Raw genomic sequence first — 5,156 nt, forward strand, 5'->3', positions numbered from 1 at the left:
ACTGGCCCACCGGGGTTTCGAGCAGGCCAAGCAGATCGCGGAGGCCCCGGTGCACGCTGTACTGGGCGCTCTCGCTGCTGACGGCACTCTGGGCAGCGAGCTTGCTGTCAGCCCGAATATGCTCTCCTACATCGACTTTCGATGGTTCCCCGGTGTCGGACGCGACGCGGACACACGCGCGAAGCACTTCACCGGCGAGGGTTCGACGTCGAACGCATCGATGTGGATCAACCGCGATGGTGAGCACCTCTACCTGGTGGCCCAAACCCCCGATACCGACGTCGCCGCCGAATCGGTGCGGAGGTATCACGCGCACCTGGCGCGGGTGCTCGACACCGTCGCACGCGACGGTGATTACACGTTGTCGCTCGACCATCTCGCTCAGGAGCCGGCCGGTGCGGGTCACCTCGATCACTGAGTACACCCCGCGGGCAGGTTCTCTCGTCGAATTCTCTGCCGCCGTCATCGGCGATCCGGTGCTGTCGCCGATTCCGCCGTCGTTCAACCAAAAGTTCCATCTGGGCGACTTCGGCGATGCCGAACGCGTCTGGATCGCTGCAGCCTTCGACGTGCCGGGCAGCCTCGATGTCGACGCACTCGGGTGGGCATTCCAGCACCTGATCGACCGTCACGACACGCTGCGCAGTTCGTTGGTCCCCACCGCAACCGGAATCGAGCGACTGCACTATCAGCCGGGCGCCATCGAGATGACACAGTCGACGCGATCGACGATCTCGTCGTCGTCTCGGCTTCGAGACCATCTCCGCAGCAGACTCGACACGAATTGCGATGCACGAGTTTTTCCGTCCTACAGTTGTTTCGGGATCGACAGGCCGGACTACTCCACGGTGCTGTGCGCGTTCGACCACGCCAACGTCGACGCGATGTCGATCGCAATTGTCATCGACGAAATCCACGCCATGTACGACGCGTACCGCCGCTGCCCGCCGAGCCCGGACGCCGACCTTCCCCCGGTCGGGAGCTTCGTCGAGTACTGCCGCATCGAGGCCGCCGAGCCGATCGTCGATCCCACCGACGATCGCATGGTGCGATGGTCGAGCTTTCTCGGCGAGTGCGGCGGGACCACCCCGAGGTTTCCGTTCGACCTCGGGGTAGCCGACGGCGATACCGCCACCCAAGCAACGTCGGTCGATCGGTTGCTCGACGCCGCGCAGACTCTCGACTTCGAGCAACTGTGTGCCCGATCCGGAGCCGGAATGTTCGCAGGTGTCGTCGCTGCGATCGGACAAGCCTGTGCCGGCATCGGTGGTCCCCAGCACGTACCTTTCCTGTTCCCGCTGCATACTCGACACCGAGCAGAATTCTCGCGTGCGCTGGGCTGGTTCACCACCAACGCTCCCATGACCGTGCATGTCCAAGCCGACTTCGCCGACACGATAGCTGCCGCCCACAGTGCATTTCGCGCAGCTCTGCCGCTGAGCGCCGTGCCGATCCCGCAAGTACTGGCCAACCTCGGGGACGCCTTCACCCTGACGCGGCAAGACGTGTTCATGGTGTCGTACATCGACTACACCAAGATCGAGGGCCACGAACTTTTCGAGGCGTCGAACGCACACCACATCAGCAATGCCACGGTGTCCGACGACGCTCAGTTCTGGATCTCCCGCACCACATCCGGCTTGGCCTTGCGGTCGCGGTTCCCCGACACCGCGGTGGCACGCTCGGTGATCACCTCGTTCACCGGCGAACTCGTTGCACTGCTGCGCGCCGCCATCGTGAACGCCGGGGTCGCGGCACCGGCGCCCTCTCCGAACGCCGATCCGCAGACTCCTCGCGAACTGTCCGAAGGCGCTACCGCATAGGATCGATGGTGCAGACCGTTCACCCCCGGGCGGGCCGCCAGCCGAATATCTTCCGTAGGAGCCGATACGTGCCTGTACCAACCGATTCCAACGCAACGTTCGCCGACTATGCGCACCCGGATCGACTCGTATCCACCGAATGGCTGTCCGCCCATCTCGGTACCCCGGGCCTGCGCGTCGTCGAGTCCGACGAGGACGTGTTGCTCTACGACGTCGGCCACATCCCCGGCGCGGTCAAGATCGACTGGCACCTCGACCTCAACGACCCGGTCACCCGCGATTACATCGACGGTGAGCAGTTCTCGAAACTGCTGAGCCGCAAGGGCATTTCGAGGGAAGACACCATCGTCGTGTACGGCGACAAAAGCAACTGGTGGGCCGCTTACGCACTCTGGGTGTTCACTCTCTTCGGACATCAGGACGTACGTCTGCTCGACGGCGGACGCGACGCCTGGTTGTCCGAGAACCGCGACACCACCCTCGACGTGCCCGAGTTCCCGGCAACGGACTACCCGGTGATCGAACGCGACGATGCACCCATTCGCGCGTACGCCTCCGATGTACTCGGCTCACTGGGCACGGTCCCACTGATCGACGTCCGCTCCCCCGCCGAATACACCGGCGAGCGCACCCACATGCCGGACTACCCGGAGGAAGGCGCGTTGCGCGGAGGTCACATCCCCACCGCTGTCAGCATCCCGTGGGCCAAGGCAGCCGCACCGGACGGACGGTTCCGTTCCCGCAAGGAATTGGACGAGATCTACTCCGGTACCTCCGCGACCGACGACGTGATCGCCTACTGCCGTATCGGTGAGCGGTCGAGCCACACCTGGTTCGTGTTGACCCACCTGCTCGGCTACGAGTCGGTCCGTAACTACGACGGCTCGTGGACCGAATGGGGCAACGCCGTTCGAGTTCCGATCGCGAAGGGCGAGGAGCCCGGATCGGCTCCGGCCGCTCGATGAGTACGCTGCCGGACTCGCTGGCCGAGATCGTCGAGGACTTCGCCGCGGTGGAGGGACAAGACAAACTGCAGCTGCTGCTGGAGTTCAGTCGAGAACTGCCCCCACTGCCCGAACACCTGGCACAGGATGCGATGGAGCCGGTGCCCGAGTGCCAATCGCCACTGTTCCTGTCGGTGGACGCGGCGGATCCCGCGCGGATTCAGTTGTACTTCAGCGCCCCGCCGGAAGCCCCGACCACTCGCGGATTCGCCTCGATTCTGGCGCAGGGACTCCACGGTCTCAGCGCTCAGGAGATCCTCGACGTACCGGACGACTTTTACTCCGCGCTGGGGCTGAGCGATGCGGTCAGCCCGTTGCGCCTGCGCGGCATGTCGGCGATGTTGGCTCGAATCAAGCGCCACCTGCGCTGACGGCGCTGCAGAACTGTCGTCTTGATCGGTACATCGACAGATCGGTAGACTGCGCGGGCGAGCATCGATGCTCTTTTCATCAACATCCCCGATGTGGTCGAGCGAAGGCTGGTTGCTGCCGATATGGAGTTCACGGAGTTAGCGGATTACGCGGTTCCCGCGGGCACGCTCACCGAGTGGATTCCCAGCGTCGGCCCACAGGCCCGCACTCCCGAGGCGGCAGGGTGGCGTCCCGACACTCGACCGACGTCGTACGTCCACGAGGCGCACCTTCGCGCGAGCCTGAGCAGCCCTCGTCGTGGCCGCGAATCGTGGCTCGGTGCGGCGTTCGAGATCGCCGGCCCTCTGAACAAGCCGGCGTTTCGGCAGGCCGTTCTGAACTGGATCGACAGGCACGAAGCCATGCGCTCGAGTGCGTCCATAGACGAGGTCACGGGCGAGATGTCGCGGTTGACCGCCGCTCCAGGTGCCATCGACATCTGGCAGGTCGAGCAGGAGCGGTGCGCGCAGTCGAGTGAAGTGTTCGAGCACCTGCAGTACTTGTTCGACGAGTTCACCTCGCCGTTGATCTGGCCCGCATATGCCTTCGTCACTCTCGAACCGCTGGACGAGGCGCGCCCGATCACCGTGTTCTTCGCAGCGGACCATTCGATCATCGACGGTCTGTCCACAGTGCTGGTCGCGCACGAGATCGCCGCCCTGTACGGGGAGGAACTCGGTGGCCCACCTGCTGCCCTGTTCGAGGCCGGTAGCTACCTCGATTTCGGATCCTCGGAGCGTGAGCGAAATGCGGAGTTGGAGCATTCTCACGACGCAGCGAGAATTTGGCGGGACTTTCTCGTCGACGGCGATGGTGAGCTACCGGCATTTCCACTCGACATCGGACTCCCGAGCCCGGACGATGTGCCACAGGGCGGTCTGTCGGCGTGGGTACTGGATCCCGATCAGGCCGACTCGTTCTCGGTCGCCTGCCGCAAGACAGGACACAGCCTGTTCGCCGGACTGCTCGCAGTGCTGGCGATCACCGGTGCAGAGCTCGGTGGCACCACCCAGTTCCGCACGGTGACTCCGGTGCACACCCGTGACGAACCTCAGTGGGCCTCGGCGCTGGGATGGTTCGTCGGACTGTGCCCCATCTCGTTCGACATAGCCGGTGCCGATTCGTTCGGCGCGGTGGCCGCGGCCGCCTCGGCCGAGGTCAAGAAGACCAAACCGATCGCCCGAGTTCCTCTCGATAGGGTGTTCACCACTCTCGGTTACTCGGCCCGCCCGCGATTCGTCGTCTCGTTCATGGACGTGAGGTTCGCGCCGGCCGCCGAGCACTGGCCGGACTGGAACGCTCGCGCGCTGCGCAGCAAGCAATACCAACACGACGTGTACGTGTGGATCAATCGAACCCCGCAGGGAATCAACATCGCGGCGCGCTTCCCCAACACCGAGCAAGCCACCGCGCGAGTTCACGAGTACATCGGTGCGTTCCGGAAGTTGTTGACCGATCTGGCAGACACAGGAACCACATCGATTTCCGTCGCAGATCTCGGGCGATCCGATCACGGACACACCGACACCGGTCGAGTTGCTACCAATCAGTAGTCCGCCTCGACTCGCCTCAGCTGTACAGACCGAGTGCAGAGCGAACAGAGCCGGTGCTTAGACTCCGACGAGACGTTCGCAGGCGATGCATGCGAAAAACAGATCCGTAGGAGGCTCAGTGCCCAGCCATGCCAGTGCTCAGATCACCAAGGTTCTTGTTGCCAATCGTGGTGAGATCGCGGTTCGGGTGATCCGGGCGGCCGCTGATGCCGGGTTGGCCAGTGTGGCGGTCTACGCCGAGCCCGACGCCGATGCCCCGTTCGTGCGGTTGGCCGACGAAGCATTCGCTCTCGGCGGTCAGTCCTCGGCCGAATCCTATTTGGTGATCGACAAAATCCTCGATGCCGCCGCGAAGTCCGGCGCGG

The 5,156-nt window shown here is 64.2% G+C and carries 5 protein-coding genes and 1 pseudogene; all 6 read left to right on the forward strand.

The annotated features are described in order from the left end of the window. A pseudogene (locus RHODMAR_RS19450) lies at positions 1 to 418 on the forward strand (peptide synthase); the annotation flags it as partial. Continuing rightward, positions 396 to 1,823 carry a condensation domain-containing protein gene (locus RHODMAR_RS19455; protein WP_008717879.1) on the forward strand — a complete coding sequence of 476 codons (1,428 nt, stop codon included), beginning with the start codon at positions 396 to 398 and terminating at the stop codon, positions 1,821 to 1,823. The pseudogene RHODMAR_RS19450 and the gene RHODMAR_RS19455, both read left to right, overlap by 23 nt. Before the next feature lie 68 nt (positions 1,824 to 1,891). Beyond that, positions 1,892 to 2,788, forward strand: a complete 897-nt coding sequence (locus RHODMAR_RS19460; RefSeq protein ID WP_042939919.1) for a sulfurtransferase — start codon at positions 1,892 to 1,894, stop codon at positions 2,786 to 2,788. Further along, positions 2,785 to 3,198 carry a SufE family protein gene (locus RHODMAR_RS19465; RefSeq protein ID WP_008717882.1) on the forward strand — a complete coding sequence of 138 codons (414 nt, stop codon included), beginning with the start codon at positions 2,785 to 2,787 and terminating at the stop codon, positions 3,196 to 3,198. Before RHODMAR_RS19460 ends, RHODMAR_RS19465 begins: the two co-directional genes overlap by 4 nt. A 123-nt stretch (positions 3,199 to 3,321) precedes the next feature. Continuing rightward, a complete protein-coding gene (locus tag RHODMAR_RS19470) occupies positions 3,322 to 4,791 on the forward strand; it encodes a condensation domain-containing protein (RefSeq protein ID WP_008717885.1) in 1,470 nt (489 codons plus the stop codon). Between the two features lie 118 nt (positions 4,792 to 4,909). Continuing rightward, positions 4,910 to 5,156: biotin carboxylase N-terminal domain-containing protein (locus RHODMAR_RS19475; RefSeq protein ID WP_008717887.1), on the forward strand; the 247-nt coding region annotated here is incomplete at its 3' end.

Origin of the sequence: Rhodococcus sp. AW25M09 (assembly GCF_000333955.1) — a bacterium.
Classification (GTDB): Bacteria; Actinomycetota; Actinomycetes; order Mycobacteriales; family Mycobacteriaceae; genus Rhodococcoides.